The 20576-nt window shown below is 66.0% G+C and carries 23 protein-coding genes; 21 read left to right on the forward strand and 2 right to left on the reverse strand.

All coding sequences use genetic code 11. From position 1 onward, the window contains the following. Window positions 1-20: 20 nt before the first annotated feature. From C8J42_RS16480 to C8J42_RS16525, 10 genes are all read left to right on the forward strand, one after another. Window positions 21-920 carry an NAD(P)-dependent oxidoreductase gene (locus tag C8J42_RS16480; RefSeq protein ID WP_133020933.1) on the forward strand — a complete coding sequence of 300 codons (900 nt, stop codon included), beginning with the start codon at window positions 21-23 and terminating at the stop codon, window positions 918-920. A 58-nt stretch (window positions 921-978) separates the two neighbouring features. Beyond that, complete coding sequence (locus C8J42_RS16485) at window positions 979-1224, forward strand: acyl carrier protein (protein WP_133020934.1); 246 nt, start codon at window positions 979-981, stop codon at window positions 1222-1224. A gap of 135 nt (window positions 1225-1359) precedes the next feature. Further along, complete coding sequence (locus C8J42_RS16490) at window positions 1360-2622, forward strand: aminotransferase class I/II-fold pyridoxal phosphate-dependent enzyme (RefSeq protein ID WP_133020935.1); 1263 nt, start codon at window positions 1360-1362, stop codon at window positions 2620-2622. Window positions 2623-2787: 165 nt separating this feature from the next. Beyond that, window positions 2788-4686 (forward strand): ATP-binding protein, encoded by a 1899-nt coding sequence (locus C8J42_RS16495; RefSeq protein WP_133020983.1) that lies wholly within the window; start codon window positions 2788-2790, stop codon window positions 4684-4686. Window positions 4687-4775: 89 nt separating this feature from the next. After that, window positions 4776-5969 (forward strand): LPS export ABC transporter permease LptF, encoded by a 1194-nt coding sequence (gene lptF / locus C8J42_RS16500; protein ID WP_207897156.1) that lies wholly within the window; start codon window positions 4776-4778, stop codon window positions 5967-5969. Continuing rightward, window positions 5966-7063, forward strand: coding sequence for an LPS export ABC transporter permease LptG (lptG, locus tag C8J42_RS16505; protein ID WP_133020936.1), 1098 nt, complete (start codon window positions 5966-5968; stop codon window positions 7061-7063). Before lptF ends, lptG begins: the two co-directional genes overlap by 4 nt. A gap of 79 nt (window positions 7064-7142) precedes the next feature. Continuing rightward, a complete protein-coding gene (locus C8J42_RS16510) occupies window positions 7143-7559 on the forward strand; it encodes a VOC family protein (RefSeq protein ID WP_133020937.1) in 417 nt (138 codons plus the stop codon). A 7-nt stretch (window positions 7560-7566) separates the two neighbouring features. Further along, the gene (gene gloB / locus C8J42_RS16515) at window positions 7567-8292 is read left to right on the forward strand and encodes a hydroxyacylglutathione hydrolase (protein ID WP_133020938.1); all 726 of its coding nucleotides are present in this window, start codon (window positions 7567-7569) and stop codon (window positions 8290-8292) included. A gap of 39 nt (window positions 8293-8331) precedes the next feature. Next, window positions 8332-8748 carry a hypothetical protein gene (locus C8J42_RS16520; protein WP_243644535.1) on the forward strand — a complete coding sequence of 139 codons (417 nt, stop codon included), beginning with the start codon at window positions 8332-8334 and terminating at the stop codon, window positions 8746-8748. After that, window positions 8748-9113, forward strand: coding sequence for a hypothetical protein (locus tag C8J42_RS16525; protein ID WP_133020939.1), 366 nt, complete (start codon window positions 8748-8750; stop codon window positions 9111-9113). The genes C8J42_RS16520 and C8J42_RS16525 overlap by 1 nt, the downstream gene beginning before the upstream one ends. A gap of 213 nt (window positions 9114-9326) precedes the next feature. On the opposite strand, the gene C8J42_RS16530 is transcribed toward C8J42_RS16525, so the two are convergent. After that, the gene (locus C8J42_RS16530; RefSeq protein WP_133020940.1) at window positions 9327-10109 is read right to left on the reverse strand and encodes a crotonase/enoyl-CoA hydratase family protein; all 783 of its coding nucleotides are present in this window, start codon (window positions 10107-10109) and stop codon (window positions 9327-9329) included. A 94-nt stretch (window positions 10110-10203) separates the two neighbouring features. On the opposite strand from C8J42_RS16530, the gene C8J42_RS16535 reads away from it, so the two are divergent. Further along, window positions 10204-10659, forward strand: coding sequence for a PaaI family thioesterase (locus C8J42_RS16535; RefSeq protein WP_133020941.1), 456 nt, complete (start codon window positions 10204-10206; stop codon window positions 10657-10659). Then, window positions 10656-11045, forward strand: coding sequence for a PaaI family thioesterase (locus C8J42_RS16540; protein ID WP_133020942.1), 390 nt, complete (start codon window positions 10656-10658; stop codon window positions 11043-11045). Before C8J42_RS16535 ends, C8J42_RS16540 begins: the two co-directional genes overlap by 4 nt. Before the next feature lie 125 nt (window positions 11046-11170). Here C8J42_RS16540 and C8J42_RS16545 read toward each other — a convergent pair whose 3' ends face one another. Continuing rightward, window positions 11171-12295, reverse strand: coding sequence for a PQQ-dependent sugar dehydrogenase (locus tag C8J42_RS16545; RefSeq protein WP_133020943.1), 1125 nt, complete (start codon window positions 12293-12295; stop codon window positions 11171-11173). A 178-nt stretch (window positions 12296-12473) separates the two neighbouring features. Here C8J42_RS16545 and rimP point away from each other — a divergent pair, with 178 nt between their 5' ends. From rimP to C8J42_RS16590, 9 genes are all read left to right on the forward strand, one after another. Continuing rightward, the gene (gene rimP, locus C8J42_RS16550; protein ID WP_133020944.1) at window positions 12474-13070 is read left to right on the forward strand and encodes a ribosome maturation protein RimP; all 597 of its coding nucleotides are present in this window, start codon (window positions 12474-12476) and stop codon (window positions 13068-13070) included. After that, the gene (gene nusA, locus C8J42_RS16555; protein WP_133020945.1) at window positions 13070-14830 is read left to right on the forward strand and encodes a transcription termination factor NusA; all 1761 of its coding nucleotides are present in this window, start codon (window positions 13070-13072) and stop codon (window positions 14828-14830) included. Before rimP ends, nusA begins: the two co-directional genes overlap by 1 nt. Further along, window positions 14830-15069 carry a 4-oxalocrotonate tautomerase family protein gene (locus tag C8J42_RS16560; protein ID WP_133020946.1) on the forward strand — a complete coding sequence of 80 codons (240 nt, stop codon included), beginning with the start codon at window positions 14830-14832 and terminating at the stop codon, window positions 15067-15069. The genes nusA and C8J42_RS16560 overlap by 1 nt, the downstream gene beginning before the upstream one ends. 133 nt (window positions 15070-15202) lie before the next feature. Beyond that, window positions 15203-15922 (forward strand): DUF448 domain-containing protein, encoded by a 720-nt coding sequence (locus tag C8J42_RS16565; RefSeq protein ID WP_347812417.1) that lies wholly within the window; start codon window positions 15203-15205, stop codon window positions 15920-15922. After that, entirely contained in the window at window positions 15919-18774 is a 2856-nt protein-coding gene (gene infB / locus C8J42_RS16570; protein ID WP_133020948.1) for a translation initiation factor IF-2, read from the forward strand. Before C8J42_RS16565 ends, infB begins: the two co-directional genes overlap by 4 nt. A 115-nt stretch (window positions 18775-18889) precedes the next feature. Beyond that, window positions 18890-19279 (forward strand): 30S ribosome-binding factor RbfA, encoded by a 390-nt coding sequence (gene rbfA, locus C8J42_RS16575; RefSeq protein WP_133020949.1) that lies wholly within the window; start codon window positions 18890-18892, stop codon window positions 19277-19279. A gap of 31 nt (window positions 19280-19310) precedes the next feature. Next, a complete protein-coding gene (locus C8J42_RS16580; protein ID WP_133020950.1) occupies window positions 19311-19580 on the forward strand; it encodes an AbrB/MazE/SpoVT family DNA-binding domain-containing protein in 270 nt (89 codons plus the stop codon). Beyond that, window positions 19577-19966 (forward strand): type II toxin-antitoxin system VapC family toxin, encoded by a 390-nt coding sequence (locus C8J42_RS16585; RefSeq protein ID WP_165895523.1) that lies wholly within the window; start codon window positions 19577-19579, stop codon window positions 19964-19966. Before C8J42_RS16580 ends, C8J42_RS16585 begins: the two co-directional genes overlap by 4 nt. Beyond that, complete coding sequence (locus C8J42_RS16590) at window positions 19966-20541, forward strand: thymidine kinase (RefSeq protein ID WP_133020952.1); 576 nt, start codon at window positions 19966-19968, stop codon at window positions 20539-20541. The genes C8J42_RS16585 and C8J42_RS16590 overlap by 1 nt, the downstream gene beginning before the upstream one ends. Window positions 20542-20576: the final 35 nt, after the last annotated feature.

Raw genomic sequence — 20576 nt, forward strand, 5'->3', positions numbered from 1 at the left:
TCTACCTCGGGGACGCCGTCATGATCCTGGCCATCACCGGCGGCACCGGGTTCGTCGGCAGCCACCTGATCGATCATGCGCTCGAGACCGGGCACACCGTCCGCGCGCTCGCTCGGAAGCCGCAGGCCAAGCGCATCGGCGTGACCTGGATCGAAGGCGCGCTGGATCGCCCGAAGAGCCTCGCGACCTTGGTCGAAGGCGCGGACGTGGTGATCCACGTCGCCGGTGTCGTCAACGCGGCCAACCGTGCGGGCTTTGCCGAGGGCAACGTCGCCGGCACCGAAGGCATCCTTCAGGCGACGCGAGCGGCCGGCATCCGCCGCTTCGTCCACGTCTCCTCGCTCGCCGCGCGCGAGTCGACGCTGTCGAACTACGGCTGGTCGAAGGCCGAGGCGGAAACGCGCGTGCAGACGTCGGGGCTGGACTGGACGATCGTCCGCCCGCCCGCGATCTTTGGTCCGCGCGATCTTGATATTCTCGATCTCTTCAAGGCGGCACGGTCCGGCTACATCCCGATGCCGCCGGCCGGCACGCGAGTCTCGTTGCTGTACGTCGAGGATTTGACCACGCTGTTGCTCGCGCTCGCCGAGACCGCCGATGCGCCGTCGATCATGGAGCCCGACGACGGCGTGCCGAACGGTTGGGACAATCGCGATTTCGCGCGCGCGATCGGCGTGGCCGTCGGCAAGCCGGTCAAGGTCTTCTCGACACCCCGCGCGATCCTGAAGCTCGCCTCCGCCGCCGACCAACTCGTCCGACGTCGCAAGGCGAAGCTCACGCGCGACCGGGTCAGCTATTTCTGCCATCCCGATTGGGTCTCGCACAAGCCGCCGCCGCCCGCGCTGTGGACGCCGTCCGTCCCGACCCCGCAGGCGCTCGCGCAAACCGCGGCGTGGTATCGCGCCGCCGGGCTGCTATAGCGCCGAAAAGCCGCCGCAATTCCCTGTCAGGACTGCGCCGACACCCGGAAGGATTACGATGAGCGACCGCCAGCAGATCTACGACACCGTCACCGCGCAGATCGAGCCGTTCAACAAGAAGAACGCCCCGCTGACCGATGCGACGACGTTCCAGGGCGACCTGGAGTGGGACAGCCTGACCGTCATGGATTTCGTCGCGGCGATCGAGGACGAATTCGACATCATCATCACGATGAACATGCAGGCCGAGATCGAGACGGTTGGCCAGTTGGTCGACGCGGTTGCGAAACTGAAGGCCGCCTGAGCAAGCCCTTCGTCCCTCCCCCGTTCGGGCTGAGCGAAGTCGAAGCCGCGCCCCACGGGCCACCCTTCGACTTCGCTCAGGGCGAACGGGGTGGTTGGGGGATCGGGATACCTTCCAACCTGTGGAATCGATAGAATGACCGAAGCCGCCACCACCGCCCACGCCCTCCCCGTCGACGCCCCGGAGGTCGCCCCCGAACGCGATCTCATGTCGAAATTCGACGCGCTGATCGCCGAACGCGAGGCGCTGATCGCCAGTGGCGTGCGCAATCCGTTCGCGATCGTGATGGACGAGGTGAAGGGCCCGACTCAGGCGGTGATCCGCGGCAAGGACACGATCCTGCTCGGCACGTACAATTACATGGGCATGACATTCGACCCCGACGTGATCCAGGCGGGCAAGAATGCGCTCGATGCGTTCGGGTCGGGCACCAACGGCAGCCGGATGCTCAACGGCACGTTCCACGACCATATCGACGTCGAGCAGGCCCTGCGCGAGTTCTACGACATGACCGGCGCGATCGTGTTCTCGACCGGGTACATGGCCAATCTCGGGATCATCTCGACGCTCGCCGGCAAGGGCGAATACGTCATCCTCGACGCCGACAGCCACGCGTCGATCTACGACGGCTGCAAGCAGGGCAATGCGGAGATCGTCCGTTTTCGCCACAACGACGTGAACGATCTTGACAAGCGGCTCGGCCGCCTGCCGAAGGAGGCCGGCAAGCTGGTCGTGCTCGAGGGCGTCTATTCGATGCTCGGCGACATCGCGCCGCTGAAGGAGATGGTCGCGGTCGCCAAGAAGCATGGCTGCATGGTGCTGGTCGACGAGGCGCATTCGATGGGCTTTTTCGGCCCCAACGGGCGCGGCGTGTACGAGGAGATGGGGCTGACCGACGAGGTCGATTTCGTCGTCGGCACGTTCTCGAAGTCGGTCGGCACGGTCGGCGGGTTCGTCGTGTCGAACCATCCGAAGTTCGAGATGGTGCGCTTCGCCTGCCGCCCGTACATCTTCACCGCATCGCTCCCCCCCTCGGTGGTCGCGACCGCCGCGACCTCGATCCGCAAGCTGATGACCGCGCACGACAAGCGCGCGCAGCTCTGGAAGAACGCGCGTCGGCTGCACGGCGGGCTGAAGGCGATGGGGTTCAAGCTCGGCACCGAGACGTCCGACTCGGCGATCATCGCGGTGATCCTGACCGACCAGGAACAGGCGATCGCGATCTGGCAGTCGCTGCTCGAGGGTGGTCTCTACGTCAACATGGCGCGCCCGCCCGCGACTCCTGCAGGGACGTTCTTGCTGCGGTGCTCGCTGTGCGCTGAACATACCGACGAGCAGATCACGACGATCCTTGGGATGTTCGAGACCGCTGGCCGCGCCGTCGGCGTGATCGGCTGACGGTTTCCTCCTCCCGCGGGGAGGAGGAAACATCCGTGAAATGTTCGATCGGTACCGGCATTCCAGGTCATTGCGTGTGGGCAACGACGCGTTAGGATGCCGGCCGTGACGCAAGACGAGGTCGAGACTGCGGCCCAGGGGGGCGGGGCGAGGTGGCGCATAGCCATGCTGGTCGTGATGGGCCTGCTCGGTGCGGCGGTGCTGGTCGCGCTGATCGTGACGCTCGGCCACGCCAATCGCCAGCGCGATCGCGCGCTCGAACTACAGGCGCACAGCTATGACGTGATGATCCTCGCGCGCACGCTGTCGGGGACGATCGCGCGATCGGAGGCGTCGCTGGGGCGCTACGTCATCAGTGGCGACAAGCAGCTCGGGCAACTGTATTTCGACGAATGGCTGCTCGCGGGGACGCAGATCGACCGGCTCGACCAGATCACCAACGACAATCCCGAGCAGCAGCCGCGAGTCGATCGCCTGCGTGCCGCCTATGACGCGCGCGGGCGGGAGTTGTCGCTGACGGCGCTCAACACGCGCTACGGCAAGAACGGCCAGGCGCTCGCACGCTATTACCAGGGGCGAAAGGCGCCGACGCTCATCGAGATCAACACGACGCTCGACACGCTGATCGCACGCGAGCGCGCGTTGTTGGACGACCGAACGGCGGCGGCCTTGGGATCGGTCGAGCGGTCGAGCTGGGTCGCAGGGGTGCTGGCGATATTCGGCGTGCTGATCGTGCTGGGCGCGATCCTGCTGGGCTGGTTCACGATCCGCGCGGTCGGCGAGCGGGCGACTGCGCTTGCCGATGCCGAGCTGGAGCGCGAGCGCGCGGACGAGCTGACCACCGCGGTCGCTGCCGCCACCGCCGAACTGCGCGTGCAGGAGGCCAAGCTGCGCCAGATCCAGAAGATGGAGGCGGTCGGGCAGCTGACCGGCGGGATCGCGCACGACTTCAACAACATGCTGGCGGTGGTGCTGGGCGGTCTGGAACTGGCGCGGCGCAATCTCGGGAGCGATGATCCGGCCAGCGTCCGTCGCCATATCGACAGCGCGACCGAGGGCGCAAACCGCGCGGCGGCGCTGACCCGCCGGCTGCTCGCCTTCAGTCGCGAGGATTCGCTGAAGGCGGAGACGATCGACGCCGCCGCGCTGGTCGCCGGCATGTCGGACCTGCTCGACCGCACGCTGGGGGACGCGATCACCGTCATCGTGCGCGACGATGCGGCGGGCGGGTGCGTCCGCGCAGACCGCGTCCAGCTGGAGAACGCGGTGCTGAACCTGGCGGTCAACGCGCGCGACGCGATGAACGGTCGCGGCACGCTGACTGTCGCGACCGGCACGACGACGCTAGCGGCGGAGCAGGTCGGGCGGTGCGCGGCGGGCGATTACGTCACGATCATGGTCGGCGACGATGGCTGCGGGATGGCGCCCGACATCGCCGAGCGCGTGTTCGAGCCGTTCTTCACCACTAAGGAGGTCGGCAAGGGCACCGGGCTCGGGCTCAGCCAGATCTTCGCGCTGGTCCAGCAGTTGCACGGCGAAGTCGGCATCGTTTCCGCACCGGGCGAAGGGACGACCGTCACGCTCTATTTTCCGCGCGCCGCCGAGCTGGTCGCGACGCCCCTGCCGACCGTCCCGATCGCGATGGTCGAGCCGATCGCACCGACGATGCCCGAGACGTTGCAGATTCTGGTGGTCGAGGACGATCCGCGCGTGCTGGCCGCGACGACCGGCGCGCTGGAGGAGATCGGGCATCACCCGATCGCGTGCGACGATCCGCTTGCCGCCCCTGCGCTGCTGGCGGCGAACCCGGGGATCGGGTTGATCATTTCCGACGTGCTGATGCCGCGCCAGACCGGGCCGGAGATGATCGCCGCGCTCTCGCCGCTCTATCCGCACGTCGCGGTGCTGTTCGTCACGGGGTTTGCCGGCGAAGTGAACGTCGCGCAGTTCGGTGGGCACGAGGTGCTGCGTAAACCCTTCACGCTCAACGGGCTGGAACGCGCGGTCATGACGGCGATGGCCGCTGAGCGCCGCCAGACGAACCACCCGATCGCCGCGGAATGATCGTTCACTGATGCGTTGCGATTGAGGATGACGCCTAGCGCGTGCGCCCCTATACCCGCGCGACCCAGCATACCGAGCCCAACCCGCGCATGAAATCCATCGACCGCTACATGGCCCGGCTGATCGCGGTGCCGCTCTTTTCGACGCTGCTGATCGCCGTCATGCTGTTCGTGCTCGATCGCATGCTCGGGCTGTTCAATTTCGTGGCGACGCAAGGCGGGCCGATCAGCGTCGTGTGGCGAATGCTCGCCAACCTGCTGCCCGAATATCTGGGGCTCGGCATTCCCATCGGGCTGATGCTCGGCATCCTGCTCGCGTTCCGCCGGCTGTCGACCTCCTCCGAGCTGGACGTGCTGCGCGGCGTCGGGATGAGCTACAATCGGCTGCTGCGCGTGCCGTATATGTACACGATCGCGCTGGCGCTGCTGAACCTCGCGATCGTCGGCTATGTCCAGCCGATCGCGCGCTATTATTACGAAGGCCTGCGGTTCGAGTTGCGCACGGGTGCGCTCGGCGCGTCGATCAAGGTCGGCGAGTTCACCAATCTCGGCAGCAAGATGACGCTGCGGATCGAGGAGAGCAAGGACAAGGGCCGCGAACTGTCGGGCATCTTCGTCCACGCGCAGAGCCCGAACGGCGACTGGCTGGGCGTGACCGCGGAGAAGGGCAAGTTCCTCGCGACCGACGATCCCAACGTCATCATCTTCCGGCTCGCCAACGGCACGCTCGTCCACAACCGGCCCGAGTTCAAGACGCCGCGCGTGCTGACCTTCACCAGCCACGACCTGCCGATCAACCTGCCCAAGTTCGAGAGCTTCCGCGTCCGAGGAGGCCGCAATCTCGAATACACGCTGCCCGAACTCGCCAAGCAGGGCCAGCGTGGCAAGACGCTGGAGCAACGCGATGGCAGCCGATCGGAGTTCCACTTCCGCCTGGCCGAAGTCGCGACGATGTTCCTGTTGCCACTGCTCGCGCTTGCGCTCGGGGTGCCGCCCAAGCGATCCTCGTCCGCGCTCGGCGTGTTCCTGTCGATCGTGATGATCGTCACCTATCACAAGGTGAACCAATACGCGGCGGACGTCGGCGAACTCGGACGGATCGACCCGATCATCGCGCTGTGGGTGCCGTTCACGATCTTCGCAGGGCTGATCCTGTGGATGTACTACACGATCGCCTATGTCCCCGGCGGGCAACCGATCGGTGCGCTCGAACGTGTCTTCTCGAAGACGTTCAAGGCGATCACCAAGCGTATCCCGGGCTTCCGTAAGAGCAAGGCCGCATGAACATCGTCAGCTTCTTCCCGTCGCGGACGGTCGCGATCTACATGGGACGGATGTTCCTGGTGCGGACGTTCGCGGTGCTCGCCGCGCTCGTGCTGGTGCTCCAGGCGCTCGACCTGCTGAGCAACTCCGGCGACATCCTCGCCTTTCCCGGCAATGGCGATGCGCAGGTCTGGCAGTATGTGTCGCTGCGCGCGCCGCAGATCGTCTCGCGGTTCCTGCCGTTCTCGGTCCTGCTCGGCACCATCCTGACGCTGATCACGATGAACCAGAACAGCGAGATCGTCGCGCTGAAGGGCTCCGGCCTGTCCGCGCACCAGGTGCTGGCGCCGTTGCTGGTCGCGAGCCTGGGTGTCGCGGTGATCAGCTTCGTGTTCAACGACCGCGTGGTGGCGCGCGCGACGGCGACGCTGAACCAGTGGCAGAAGGTGAATTACGGCAAGCTGCCGATCGATCGCGGCGACCGCGCGAACGTGTGGGTGCGCGACGGCGACGACCTGATCGAGGTCGCGCAGATCCGCGGGCGCGGCGATGCGACGCGGCTTGGCGGCATCACGCTGTACGATCGCACCGGCGGTAACCTCGTCGCGATCCTGCGGGCGGATCACGGCAGGCGCGTCGCGAACGGCTGGGAGGTAAGCCCTGCGACCCGGTTCGACGTGAAGAGCGGCAACGTCCGCCCCTTGGGCGCCGTGGTGATCGCCAAGGACGTGCGGCCGGACCAGTTCACGCTGGCGAGCGTCGATGCGGACGGACTGTCGTTCGGCGCGTTGAAGGCGGCGATCGCGGACCTGTCCGACGCGGGGCGGCCGACCAAGGCGCTCGAAGGGTCGTTGTGGCACAAGCTGTCGGGGCCGCTGTCGTCGGTGCTGATGCCGCTGCTGGGCGCGGTCGCGGCGTTCGGGATCGCGCGATCGGGCAAGCTGTTCGTGCGCGCCGTGATCGGCATGGGACTTGGTTTCGCATTCTTCGTTGCGGACAATTTTGCGCTCGCGATGGGCAATCTCGGCGCCTACCCGCCGTTCCTCGCCGCCTGGGCGCCGTTCCTGCTGTTCTTCTTCATTGGCGAGGCGGTGCTGATCCGGTCGGAGGAATAGGACGCCGCAGGTCGGTCACACCCTTTCACGCCACCGCCCCCGTCCCTATCTGCGGTTCCGAACAACCCTCGGAGCAAGCATGAAATATCTCCACACGATGATCCGCGTGACCGACCCGGCGAAGACGATCGCGTTCTTCGAGACGCTGGGCCTGAAGGAGGTCCGCCGGATGGAGAACGAGAAGGGGCGGTTCACGCTGATCTTCCTGTCGGTCCCCGGCGACGAGGGCGCAGAGGTCGAGCTGACGCACAATTGGGATCCCGAGGAGTATGGCGAAGGCCGCAATTTCGGTCACCTCGCCTACCGCGTCGACAATATCTACGACACCTGCCAGCGGCTGATGGATTCGGGCGTGACGATCAACCGGCCGCCGCGCGACGGTCACATGGCGTTCGTGCGGACGCCCGACAACATCTCGATCGAGCTGTTGCAGGCGGACGGCGCGCTCGATCCCGCCGAGCCGTGGGCGTCGATGCCCAACACCAGCAAGTGGTGACACGCTGATGCTTGATATTGTCCGCGTTCCGGTGCTGGCCGACAATTACGCCTGGCTGATCCACGACACCGTCTCAGGCGAGACGGTGGTGGTCGATCCGGGTGAGGCGGGGCCGGTGATCGCCGCCGCGAAGAAGCGCGATTGGCGGATCGATCGGGTGTGGACGACGCACTGGCATCCCGATCATACCGGCGGCAATGCCGAGATGAAGGCGTATGGTGCGACCGTCGTCGGGCCGGCGGTGGAGGCGGACAAGATCCCGACGCTCGACGAGCAGGTCGGCGAAGGCGATGTCGTCCGTCTTGGTGCACATGAGGCGACCGTGATGACGGTGCCGGGGCATACGCAGGGGCATATCGCGTTTCACTTTGCCGACGACGCGGCGATCTTCACCGGCGACACGCTGTTCGCGATGGGGTGTGGGCGACTGTTCGAAGGGACTCCCGCCGACATGTTCGCGAACATGCAGCGCTATGCGGTGCTGCCGGATGAGACCGAGGTGTTCTGCGGGCATGAATATACGCAGAGCAACGGGCGCTATGCGCTGGTTGCCGAGCCGGACAACGGCGACATCGTCGCGCGGATGGCCGAGGTCGATGCGGCGCGCGCGCAGGGGGAGCCTACCGTGCCGACGACGATCGGGCGCGAGCGGGCGACCAATCCGTTCCTGCGCGCGACTTCGCTCGAGCAGTTTGCGGGCTATCGTGCGGCCAAGGATGCGTTTCGCGGGTGAAGCGCGTATAAGGGCGATGGGATTTTGAGGAGCGTTGCGATGCGTATGCGGACCCTGCCACTCTTGATGCTGCCGGCGCTGATGCTGGGTGCGTGTACGCAGACCCAGGCGGAGGTTGAGCGAGCGCAGGTTCGTGAAGCAGGCGTGCAGGAGAAGCTGGCGAAGGAACTCGCCGGGCTAGTTCCGGGCAAGCCCGAGACGTGCATCAGCCAGTTTCCGCAAAAGCAGAGTTCGGGCTACGGCGCGACGATCCTGTACCGGGTGAATAGCGGGCTGGTGTACCGCAGCGATACCGTCGGCGGATGCGAGGGGATCGCGCGCGGCGATATCCTCGTGACGCGGACGCCGACCGGGCAACTTTGCCGCGGCGACATTGCGCAGACGTTCGACCAGGCCTCGCGCTTCCCGACCGGGAGTTGCAGCTTCGGCGACTTCGTCCCGTATCGGAAGCCGTGATGCGCGGGGCGGTTCTCGCGGCGGTGGCGCTGCTGACGGTGGCGATGCTCGGCGCGGGCAAGTCCGACCCGTTGGCGGGTCGGGTTGCGGGGGCGCCGGTGCGGTGCATCGATCTTCAGCAGTTGAACGGGCCTGAGATCGTCGATTCGCAGACGATCCTGTATCGGCAGTCGGGCAAGCAAATCTGGAAGACCGGGCCGGTTGGCGAATGTCCTTCGCTGCGGCCGCTCGATACGTTGATCGTCGATGTCTATGGCGGGCAATTGTGCCGGAACGATCGGTTTCGGACGGTGTCGGTGGGTATGTCGATCCCATCGGGGTATTGCCGGTTTCGGGATTTCACGCCGTATGACAAGGTGAAGTAGCGGGGTCGGCTTCATCTCGACGCGCACCCTCCGAACTTGTCGCACCACCCCGGCGGAGGCCGGGGCCCAATTGGGGGACGGTGCTGACTAAAGACGGCGCCCCGTTACATCGACCTTTCCAATTGGACCCCGGCCTGCGTCGAGGTGGTAGAAGTGGGGCGGAACGTCGCCCCCCTTCCGTCATCCTGACGAAAGTCAGGATGACGGAAGGGCTCAGTCCTCGAACACTGCAGCCCGCTTTTCCATGTTAGCCCGCACCTGTTCGACTTGGTTCGGCGTGCGGATGACCTTCAGCTGCTCTTCGGTTTCCGCGTGCAGCACCGCCACCGCGTCCGCATCCGCCGCGAGGTTGTAGAGGCGCTTCGAGCCCTGGATCGCATGGGGGTTCCTCGCCGCGATCTCGCGCGCAAGCATCATCGCCTCGCCGAGCGGGTCTTCGGACAGGCGCGTGACGAAGCCGTGGCGCACTGCCTCCGCCCCGTCGAACTCGCGTGCGGTGTAGGTGAGTTCGCGGAGCACGTCGTCGCGAGCCAGCGTTCGCCACAGCGCGATGCCCGCCATGTCGGGAACCAGGCCCCAGTAGCTTTCGCGGATCGCGAAGCGGGCTTGGGGGTGGGCGATGCGGATGTCGGCGCCGGACATGATCTGGAAGCCGCCGCCGAACGCGACGCCGTGGACCGCGGCGATCACCGGCATCGGCAAGGTGCGCCAGCCCCAGGCGACCTGCTGGACGAGGTTCGCCCCCTCCTCGGTCCGGTCGCCCAATGCCAACCCGGAACCACCGTTCGCCATCGAGGCCATGTCGAGGCCGGCGCAGAATGCCTTGCCCTCGCCTGAGAGGACGACGCAGCGGACGTCATGCATCCCCTTGAGCCGGTCGATCGCGGCGGCGATGCCTTCGAACATCGCCGGGTCGATCGCGTTCATCTTGTCGGCGCGCGCAAGGCGGACGTCGGCGATGCCGTCCGTGACGGTGATGGTGACCCGGTCGTTCATTCTGGCGATCCTCTCGATCTTTGCGCGAACGCTAACCGGCCCCGCCTCCTCCCGCAATGTTGCGCAGGCTCACACGGCGTGTAGAGGCTCGCGCATGGCTGGTTTTGATCCACAATGGTTTGCGACGCGCGGGTTCGGCGGGCACGGTGCCGCGCTGGGGATGCGCTATCACGCGCATGGCGACGACTGGGCGGAGCTTGCGCTGCCCTATGACGAGCGGCTGATCGGCGATCCCGCGAGCGGCGTGATCGCATCGGGGCCGATCATCACGATGATGGACATGGCGACGAGTCTGGCGATCTGGATCAAGCGCGAGGCGTTCGTGCCGCACGCGACGCTGGATTTGCGCGTCGATTACCTGCGGCCGGCGACTCCGGGAAAGACGGTGATCGGGCGCGGGGAGTGTTACCGCATCACGCGGTCGATCGCGTTCGTGCGCGGGCAGGCGCATGACGGCGATCCGAGCGATCCGCTGGCGCATGTCGCGGGGACGTTCATGGTGGTGGGCAACGTCGCCGGCATGGGGATTGGCATGAGGGGCGGGGCATGAGCATCGGGTTGCCGCCTTATGCGGAGATTTTGCGCGTTTCGGTCGAACTGGAGGAGGGCGCGCCGCCGGTGCTGGTGATGCCGTTTGCGGACGACGTGCTGGGGCGGCCGGGGTTTCTGCACGGCGGTGCGATCTCCGGGTTGCTGGAGATGGCGGCGATCGCGGCTTTGCAGCATGCGCTTGAGGCTGAGGGTGGCGGGCGGATCAAGCCGGTGAACGTTACCGTCGATTTCATGCGGGGTGGTCGGGACAAGCCTACGCGGGCGGCGGGCGTGGTGACCCGGTTGGGGAACCGGGTGGCCAATGTGGAGGCGACCGCTTGGCAGGATGAGCGGGAGAAGCCGATCGCCGCCGCGCGGATGAATTATCTGATCGTGCGGGACTAGCGCGCTTCTGCTCCCCTTCCGCTTAGCGGGAGGGGTCGGGGGAGGGGTGTGCCTCACAGACCGGACGCCAGTACGTACGTCGCGCCCTCCCCTGACCCCTCCCGCAAGCGGGAGGGGAATGTGGGTTATTTCGTGGTCAGTTTGATCAGGCGGCCTTGCGAGTCGCCGCCGTCTTCCAGCACCCAGATCGCGCCATCCGGGCCTTGTTCGACTTCGCGGATTCTTGCCCCCATGTCCCATTGGTCGCCTTTTGCCGCGTTGGTACCGGTAAGGTGGACGCGGACGAGGGACTTCGAGGACAGGCCGCCGATGAACGCGTCGCCCTTCCACTGCGGGAACATGCTGCCCGAATAGATCATCAGGCCGCCGGGCGAAATCACCGGGTTCCAGAACACCTTGGGCGGTTCATAGCCGTCGCCGGGCTTGTGATCGGGGATGTCGGTGCCGTCATAGTTGCTGCCATTCGACGCGTTGGGCCAACCATAGTTGAGGCCGGGCTTGATGAGGTTGACCTCGTCGCCGCCCTTGGGGCCCATCTCCTGCTCCCAGAGATTACCCTGCGCATCGAACGCGATGCCGAGCAGGTTGCGGTGGCCGTAGCTCCAGATTTCGGGCGCGAAGCCCTTGGCCACCAGCGGGTTGCCGGGGGCAGGCTTGCCGTCGAGCGTGAGGCGCAACACCTTGCCGAGCGTCATCTTGGGGTCCTGCGCGGGGGTGAATTTCTGGCGCTCGCCGTTGGTGAAGAACAGGTATCTGCCGTCGGGCGAGAACGCGATGCGGCCGGAATAATGGCCGTTGCCCTCGACGAACGGTCGCGCGCTGAACAGCGCTTCGATCTCGCCGAGACGCGTGCCACCACCACCATCCGGACGCAGGCGACCGCGCGCGAGGACGACGCCTTTGCCGCCCTCGCCTGCGGTCGAATAGCTGAAATAGACGCGCTGGCTGGTCGCGAAGTCGGGCGCGAGGACGACGTCCATCAGGCCGCCCTGCCCGGCCGAATCGACGGTGAGCGTCGCGACCGTCTGGCGCGACTTGCCGTCGGCGGAGACGAGCAGCATCTGGCCCTGCTTTTCGGTCACGAGCATGCGCTTGTCGGGCAGGAACGTCATTGCCCAGGGCGATTCGAAGTCGGCGACTACAGTTTCTTTGAACGGCTTGCCCGCGGCAGCCGGTTGCGCGGAACAGGCAGTCGAGGCGAGCAGCGTGGTTGTCAGCAATCCAGTGGCGAACAGCGTTTTGCGAATCATGATCTTCTCCCGGAAATCCCTGCGCTAACGCAGCGTACTAAACGAAGGTTGCTCCCGCTTGCGGACGGGCGCCACCCCGCGTATAGAGGCACCACTTCTCTACATCGCCAGATGAAGAGGCTGCGGGGCTTGCTCCGCGGCGGCAATCACCTGTGCTTTGGCCCTGTTTGGAATTTCGATGGCGAATATCGCCCTGCTGACCGACCTGATCGAACCCGAGGCGACCGCGCTCGGCCTCAGCCTCGTGCGCGTGCGCATGCAGGGCGGCAAGTCCGATCCGACGTTGCAGGTGATGGCCGAGCGCCCCGACACCCGCCAGTTGCTGATCGACGATTGCGCCGAGCTGTCGCGCCGCATCTCCGACAAGTTCGATGCGCTCGAAGCCGAGGGCAAGGACCCGGTCGGCGAGGACGCGTACCGTCTCGAGGTATCGAGCCCCGGTATCGATCGTCCGCTGACCCGGCTCCAGGATTTCGCCGACTGGGAAGGCCAGGAGGCGCGTATTCGCCTCGTCGAGCCGTTCGAGGATCGCAAGCAAATCTCGGGTAACCTGATGGGCGTCGAGGGGACGAAGATCACCGTCGACGTCAACAAGCACAAGGTCATGACGATCGACTTTTCGCAAGTCGCCGACGCCAAGCTCGTCATGACCGACCGTCTCATCGCCGCGACCGCGCCGCTTTCGATCGAAGGCGCGGACGAGGTTTTCTATCAAGATACGCCCACCGATGAGCCCGATGCTCACGAGGCCGACACCGAAGAAGGACAGCATTGATGGCCACGGCAGTCACCGCAAACCGCGCGGAACTGATCGCGATCGCGAATTCGGTCGCGTCGGAGAAGATGATCGACAAGGCGATCGTGATCGAGGCGATGGAGGACGCGATCCAGCGCGCCGCCCGCTCGCGCTACGGCGCCGAGAACGACATCCGCGCCAAGCTCGATCCGAACACCGGCGATCTGCGCTTATGGCGTGTCGTCGAAGTGGTCGAGGCGGTCGACGATTATTTCAAGCAGGTCGACGTCAAGGGCGCGCAGAAGCTCCAGAAGGACGCCGCTCTCGGCGACTTCATCGTCGATCCGCTGCCCCCGATCGAGTTCGGCCGCATCGCCGCACAGGCCGCCAAGCAGGTCATCTTCCAGAAGGTCCGCGACGCCGAGCGCGAGCGCCAGTTCGAAGAGTATAAGGACCGCGCGGGCGAGATCATCACCGGCGTCGTCAAGCGCGTCGAGTTCGGCCATGTCGTCGTCGACCTGGGCCGCGCCGAGGGCGTGATCCGCCGCGACGCGCAGATCCCGCGCGAAGTGGTGCGCGTCAACGACCGTATCCGTTCGCTGATCCTGAACGTCCGCCGCGAGAACCGTGGGCCGCAGATCTTCCTCAGCCGCGCGCACCCCGACTTTATGAAGAAGCTGTTCGCGCAGGAAGTGCCCGAGATCTACGACGGCATCATCGAGATCAAGGCCGCAGCCCGCGATCCGGGTTCGCGCGCGAAGATCGGCGTCATCTCGCATGATTCGAGCATCGATCCGGTCGGCGCGTGCGTCGGCATGAAGGGCAGCCGCGTCCAGGCCGTCGTGCAGGAAATGCAGGGCGAGAAGATCGACATCATTCCCTGGTCGCCCGACATCGCGACCTTCGTCGTCAACGCGTTGCAGCCGGCATCCGTGTCGCGCGTCGTGATCGACGAAGAGGAAGAGCGCATCGAGGTGGTCGTTCCCGACGACCAGCTGTCGCTGGCGATCGGCCGTCGCGGCCAGAACGTGCGGCTTGCGTCGCAGCTGACCGGCAAGGCGATCGACATCCTCACCGAGGCCGATGCGTCGGAGAAGCGCCAGAAGGACTTCGTCGAGCGCTCGGCGATGTTCGAGAAGGAGCTCGACGTCGATGAGACGCTCGCGCAGCTGCTGGTCGCCGAAGGGTTCACGAACCTCGAAGAGGTCGCCTATGTCGAGGTCGAGGAGATCGCCGGCATCGAGGGCTTCGACGAGGACCTGGCGGGCGAGTTGCAGAACCGTGCGACCGAAGCGCTTGAGCGTCGCGACGCTGCGAGCCGCGAGGAGCGCACTGCGCTCGGCGTCGAGGACGCGCTTGCCGGTATGCCGTATCTGAACGAGGCAATGCTGGTCACGCTCGGCAAGGCGGGCATCAAGACGCTCGACGACCTCGCCGATCTCGCGACCGACGAACTGGTCGAGAAGAAGCGCGTCGAACCGCGTCGTCGCAACGAGGATGCTCCGAAGCGGCCTGAGCCGAAGGGCGGGATTCTCGCCGAGTATGGCCTGAGCGACGAGCAGGGCAACGAGATCATCATGGCCGCTCGCGCGCACTGGTTCGAGGACGAGGCTCCCGAGGCTTCGGCTGACGACGTTGAGGGGGATGAGACTCCGGTGGAAGAGGCTTCGGCTGATGACGCTGTGGTCGAGGACGCTGCGGCTGAAGACACGACGGCCGAAGATGCTTCGACCGACGAAGCTTCGGTTGAAGAAGAGGCGGACAAGACCGACTCGAAGAGCGAGGGCGACAAGGCCTGATGCCCTTCGTCAGCATCCGCATCTCGGGGTCCGCCACCAAGGACCAGAAAGCCGGCATCGTCGCCGACGTCACCCAGTCGCTCGTGCAGCGGCTGGGAAAGAACCCGGCTGCGGTGCAGATCGTGATCGAAGAGGTCTCGACCGAGAATTACGGCGCGGGCGGCCAGCTGCTGGTCGACCGCGACGCTCCGAAGACGACTCCAGCGCAGGAGGACGCACATGCGGAACCCTCCCGATGACACCGCGCCGCTAAACTCCCCTCCCGCTCGCGGGAGGGGTCGGGGGAGGGCAGTCACGGCCGCCGCCCCTGCGGATAGCCCCTCCCCTGACCCCTCCCGCTCGCGGGAGGGGAATGAGCCCGTTCGCAAGTGCATTCTTTCGGGCGAACGCGACGCCAGGCCGCACCTCGTGCGACTCGCGTTGTCGCCCGATGGCCAGATCCTTCCCGACGTTCGCGCCAAGGCTCCCGGCCGCGGCGCGTGGATCGGCGTGACTCGAGTCGAACTCGAAGTCGCGATCAAGAAGGGCAAGCTCAAGGGCGCTCTCTCCCGCGCGTTCAAGACCGGCGAGTTCACCATCAATCCCGAGCTTCCGGCCAAGATCGAGTCCGCGCTGGAGCGTAACGCGCTCGACCGGCTCGGGCTCGAATCGCGCTCGGGGACGGTGCTGATCGGCTCCGACCGGATCGAGCAGAACGCGCGCCAGGGCAAGCTGAAGGCGCTGTATCACGCGTCCGACGCGGCCGAGGATGGCAACCGCAAGCTCGATCAGGCGTGGCGCATCGGCAACGATGTCGAGGGCTCGGGTTTGCGGGGGTTGGCACTCCCGGTATCGCGCACCATATTGGCGTTGGCGCTGGGGCGGGAAAATGTGGTACACATTGGCCTGACCGACCGCGCTGCAGCAAAGCGGGTGAGCGAAGCGCTCGACCGTTGGCTGCATTTTATCGGCCCCGAACCTTCTTCCGTGTCTTGCGAAACGGCCTCGCAGGGCGCATCGGCGTCACCACAAAATGGGGCGCCACCGATACAACAGGCGTCCGGATCGACCGGAACACGCCCGGCCGTGGACATGACTGAGGAATTTGAGTGAGCGACACGGACAACGAGAAGCCGAAACTTGGCATGCGCGCACCTTTGGGTGTGAAGCGCACGGTCGAGACCGGCCAGGTGAAGCAGAGCTTCAGCCACGGCCGATCGAATACGGTGATCGTGGAAACCAAGCGCGCGCGCGTCCTGCGCCGTCCGGGCGAGCCCGACGTGCAGGTCGCGGATGCCGCACCGGTTGCCGCGCCCGCCCCGGCGGCTGCCCCCGCAGCCCCGGCACCGCAGGCGCGCGCACCGCAGCCTGCGCCCGCCCCCGTGCGCCAGCAGCAGAGCAATCTGTCGCCGCAGGAGCGCCAGGCCAAGCTGCTCCGCGAGGCCGAAGAGCAGCGCATGAACACGCTGGAAGAAGGGCGTCGTCGCCAGGAAGCCGAGCGTACCAAGGCTGCCGAGGACGAGCGTAATCGCGTCGCCGATCGTGCGCGTGCCGAGGCTGAGGCCAAGGCGCCGAAGCCCGTCGAGGCCCCTGCGCCCGCACCGGCTCCTGTGGTCGAAGCGGCTCCCGCTCCGGTCGCGGCTCCGACGCCAGCGCCTGCACCGGCTCCGGTCGAAGCCCCCGTTGCTGCGGCTCCTGCCCCGGCACCGGTTGCCACCGCACCTGCGCCTGCACCGAAGCCTGCTCCGGTAGTGGCTGCTCCTGCGCCGGCCCCCAAGCCTGCGCCGGCTCCCGTCGCTCCGCCGGCACCGCCGCCCATTCTCGAACTGACCCGCGATCCGGCGTTCCCGGCACCACGCCGGTTCTCGCCGGTGGCGCGTCCCGAGCGTCCTCCGCCGCCGCCGAAGCCTGTCGCAGCACCCGCTGCCGCGGCGCCGACCACGGCTGCGAATGCCGGCACGACCGCGGCTCGCCCTGGCGCGACGGGGGTCAACGCTCCGGCTGGTGGCGTCCGTCGCGACGCAGTGCCAGCACGTCCCCAGCAGCGTGACCGCAAGGGCGACGATCGTCGCACCTCGGGCAAGCTCACCGTCAACCGCGCGCTCGGCGATGGTGATGGCGCACGCGCTCGTTCGCTCGCCGCGCTGAAGCGTGCGCGCGAGAAGGAGCGTCGTGGCACCGGTGGTCCGCGCGAGGCGCAGGCCAAGCAGATCCGCGACGTCGTCGTCCCAGAGGCGATCACGGTGCAGGAACTCGCCAACCGCATGGCCGAGAAGGGTGCCGACCTCGTCAAGGCGCTGTTCAAGATGGGCATGCCCGTCACGATGACGCAGACGATCGACCAGGATACCGCCGAGTTGCTCGTCACCGAGTTCGGCCACAACCTGACGCGCGTCAGCGATGTCGACCAGGATCTGGCCAACGACACGATCGACGACGCCGAGGAGACGCTGCGCCCACGCGCGCCGGTCGTCACGATCATGGGCCACGTCGATCACGGCAAGACGTCGCTGCTCGATGCCCTGCGCGGCACCGACGTGGTGCGCGGCGAAGCGGGTGGCATCACCCAGCATATCGGCGCGTATCAGGTCACGCTGAAGGACAAGTCGAAGATCACCTTCCTCGACACCCCGGGCCATGAGGCGTTCACGCAGATGCGTGCGCGTGGCGCGGACGTCACCGACATCGTCATCCTGGTGGTGGCGGCGGACGACGGCCTGATGCCGCAGACGGTGGAGGCGATCGCCCACACCAAGGCGGCGGGCGTGCCGATGATCGTCGCGATCAACAAGATCGACAAGGAAGGCGCCAATGCCCAGAAGGTGCGCGAGCGCCTGCTGAGCGAGGAGATCGTGGTCGAGGACATGGGCGGCGACGTCCAGGACGTCGAAGTCTCCGCGACCAAGAAGATCGGTCTCGATGCGTTGATCGAGAAGATCCAGCTTCAGGCCGAACTGCTCGAACTGCGCGCCAATCCGGACCGCGCCGCCGAGGGTACGGTGATCGAGGCCAAGCTCGACAAGGGTCGCGGGCCCGTCGCGACGATCCTCGTGAACCGCGGTACGCTGCGGGTCGGCGACATCTTCGTGGTCGGCGGCGAGAGCGGCAAGGTCCGGGCGCTGGTCGACGACAAGGGCAAGCAGATCAAGGAAGCCGGTCCGGCGATGCCGGTCGAGGTCCTCGGTCTGTCGGGTGTTCCGCAGGCGGGCGATCCGTTCCAGGTGGTCGAGAACGAGGCACGGGCCCGCGAAGTCGCGGAATATCGTCGCAGCGTGAAGACCGACAAGCGGACGGCTTCGGTTCCTGCCAGCCTCGAGAGCATGTTCTCGGCGCTGAAGGAAAAGCAGGCGATCGAATATCCGCTGGTCGTGAAGGCGGATACGCAGGGCACGGTCGAGGCGATCGTCGGGGCGATCAACAAGATCTCCACCGACCTGATCAAGGCACGCGTGCTGAGCTCGGGCGTCGGCGGCATCACCGAGTCGGACGTCACCCTGGCGGCCGCATCGGGTGCACCGATCATCGGCTTCAACGTTCGTCCGAACGCCAAGGCACGCGAGATTGCCGAGCGCCAGAAGGTCGCGTTCAAGTATTATGACGTGATCTACGACCTGATCGACGAGATCCGGGCGGGGATGGCAGGCGAGCTTGGGCCGGAAGCGTTCGAGACGGTCGTCGGTCGTGCCGATATCCGCGAGGTCTTCTCGGCGGGCAAGCACGGCAAGGCGGCAGGTCTGCTCGTCACCGAGGGCAACATCCGCAAGGCGCTCAAGGCACGCATCACGCGCAACGACGTTATTATCTATCAGGGCGAAATCGCATCGCTGCGTCGCTTCAAGGATGATGTCGCCGAGGTCCGTGCGGGGCTGGAGTGCGGCGTGACGTTCACGTCGAACTTCGTCGACATCAAGGCCGGCGACGTCCTTGAGACGTTCGAAGTCGAGATGCGCGAACGTACCTTGTAACTACTAAAGCCCTCTCCCCTGCGGGGAGAGGGTTGGGTGAGGGGCTGTCCCCGGCGCTGGCGTATGTGGCACCCCTCACCCCCGCCCTCTCCCCGAGGGGGAGAGGGAGCTTAAGATGAAGACCGATACCCCAGAAGCAAAAGCCGTCCGCTCGTTGCGAGTCGGCGAACAGGCGCGTCATGCGCTGTCCGACATCCTCGCGCGCGGCGACGTCCACGATCCGGTGCTCGAAAAGCACCTCGTGACGATCACCGAAGTCCGCATGTCGCCGGACCTCCGCCACGCCACCGTCTTCGTGAAGCCGTTGCTCGGCAAGGACGAGGAAAAGGTGCTGAAGGCGCTCCGCACCAACACCGCCTACCTCCAGCGCGAAGTCGCGAACCGGGTGCAGATGCGGTATGCCGCCAAGCTGAAGTTCCTTGCGGACGAGAGTTTCGACGAAGGCACGCATATCGACACGCTGCTGCGTGACCCGCATATCGCGCGGGATCTGGCGGAAGATTGACTTTTAGCGCGGTAAGACGCATCTTACCGCGATGAATGCTCAGACGAAAATGTCGGAAAAGGGTCAAGTCGTCATCCCAAAGGATGTGCGTGACTCGCTCGGCTTGAACCCAGGCCAGCAATTTAACGTCCTGCAAGCGGGTGGGGACATCGTGTTGCGACCAACGGGTAGGACGACCGGAAAGAGTGTCGCCGAGGTAATGGCCGATCTGCGTGCCCGCGTTCGGTACGAGGGGCCAGCCATTCCTATCGAGCAACTGAGTTGGTCGCCCGATTTCGACGAGGACGGTCTTTCCGCGTGAAGGCCGTCGATACCAACATTCTCGCGCGTTTCATCTTGGCAGATGACGAGCATCAGTCGGCAATGGCATCTGAAATACTTGGCGCACCGGTCTGGGTGAGCCTGACCGTCTGGCTCGAACTCGGATGGGTGCTATCGAAGCGCGCCGCACTTGGTCGCGCGATGGTGGCCGATGCGATTGAAACGCTGCTTGAGTTGGGGACTATCCATACCGCGGATCGCGATGGTTTGGCCTGGGCAGTCGCGCGATACCGATCAGGGGCGGATTGGGCCGATATGATCCACCTTGTTTCAGCACGCTCTGTTGCTGATGGCTTCGTGACGTTCGATCGGGGAATCGCGACCTATGCAGGGCAATCGCTGGTACCTGTCGAGACACTGATCTGATGGCCAAGCTGTATTTCTACTACGCCTCCATGAACGCGGGGAAGTCGACGAACCTGTTGCAGGCGGACTTCAACTACCGCGAGCGGGGGATGCGGACGATGCTGTTTACCGCGGGCGTAGACGATCGGTTCGCGGCGGGGACGATCACGTCGCGGATCGGGCTGGAGGCGCCGGCGATCGCGTTCGATGCGGGGACGGATATCGGGGCCTGCGTGGCTCGGCAGCACGGCGAGGACGCGATCTCGTGCGTGCTGGTGGATGAGGCGCAGTTTCTAACTTCGGCACAGGTGGATCAGCTCGCGCATATCTGCGACGTGGTTGGGATACCGGTGCTGGCCTACGGGTTGCGGACCGATTTCCAGGGCGCGCTGTTTCCCGGGTCGGCGCGGTTGCTCGCGCTGGCGGACTCGCTGGTGGAGATCAAATCGGTTTGCATGTGCGGACGCAAGGCGACGATGAACCTGCGGGTCGATGGGAGCGGGCGGGCGATTGCCGAAGGGCAGCAGACGGAGATCGGCGGGAACGACCGGTATGTTGCGCTGTGTCGGCGACATTTCTGTGAGGCTTTGGGGTAGGCTTTATCCCTCCCCGTAGATGGGCGGCCGCTCCC

Origin of the sequence: Sphingomonas sp. PP-CE-1A-559, from assembly GCF_004340965.1 — a bacterium.
Classification (GTDB): Bacteria; Pseudomonadota; Alphaproteobacteria; order Sphingomonadales; family Sphingomonadaceae; genus Sphingomonas.